At 70.3% G+C, this 993-nt stretch carries 2 protein-coding genes; one reads left to right on the top strand and one right to left on the bottom strand.

Annotated features, from left to right (window positions below):
* A partial coding sequence (locus tag E1283_RS38405) for a DUF6643 family protein (RefSeq protein WP_341829993.1) occupies window positions 1-180 on the bottom strand: 180 nt, incomplete at its 3' end.
* A gap of 236 nt (window positions 181-416) precedes the next feature.
* Between E1283_RS38405 and E1283_RS36550 the strand changes: the two genes are divergently transcribed.
* Window positions 417-993 (top strand): TerD family protein (locus E1283_RS36550; protein WP_132822434.1); only part of this gene is annotated, 577 nt, incomplete at its 3' end.

Here is a 993-nt window from a genome sequence, read left to right as displayed (position 1 = left end):
GATTTGTATAAGAGACAGGGGCTGGCCGGCGGCCGGATAGCCCATCGGTTCGTACGCGGCCGGCACCCTGATCGGCGCGATCTGCGGGGTTCCCCGCTCGGCCACCAGCCTGTCGTAGATGGGGGTGTCGGGGAACGACGGTGAGGAGTAGCCACCGCCGTAGGGGCGCGGGGAGGTCATACCCCATAAGTTAAGCCCACCATGTGGTCGTTGGGGAGACCGATTAGAGGGTCTTTTCGCGGGCATGGGGGGCCTCCGGCGCTCAATCCGAAGGAATCCCGGAAAAAACGTCGATGGGCGTTCAGATGATGTTGTTTCCGGGGTCGCCCAGAGGGAGATCTCGGCCGGGATGGCATAGTGGGCGGTGTCCGCAGAACAGGTGGCATGACGACGGCCACCCGACGGAGGAATCCACGATGCTCAAAGGTGCGAACGTCCCCGTGCCCGCCCGGTCGGTCCGCGTCGAGATCGGCTGGAACTCCTCCGCCGGCGTCCCGGACGTGGACGCGTCGGCGCTGCTCCTGACGGGTGGGGGCAGGGTCCGTTCGGACGGCGACTTCGTCTTCTACAACCAGCCCCGGCACACCTCGGGCGCGGTCCGGTACGAGGGCAAGCAGCCGCAGGGCGCCGCGGTGACCGACCGGCTCGTCGTGGACCTCTCCACCGTCGAGCAGGACATCGAGAAGGTGACCGTGGCCGCCTCCGCCGACGGCGGCACCTTCGGCCAGGTTCCCGGCCTGCACGTGCGGGTGCTCGACGCGGACAGCGGCGCCGAGCTGGCCCGCTTCGACAGCCAGGACGCCAGCACCGAGACCGCGTTCGTGCTGGGCGAGCTCTACCGCCGCCAGGGGGCCTGGAAGTTCCGGGCCGTGGGCCAGGGCTACGACAGCGGGCTCGCGGGCCTCGCCACCGACTTCGGGATCTCGGTTGACGACGAGCCGGCGCCGGCCCCCGCACCGGTCCCCACGCCCGCCGCGCCGCGGCCGGCGGCCC

This window comes from Streptomyces hainanensis, from assembly GCF_004348415.1.
In the GTDB taxonomy this organism is placed as follows: Bacteria; Actinomycetota; Actinomycetes; order Streptomycetales; family Streptomycetaceae; genus Streptomyces; species Streptomyces hainanensis.
Note: the sequence above shows the minus strand (reverse complement) of the source record. Positions and strands in the feature narration are given on the sequence as shown.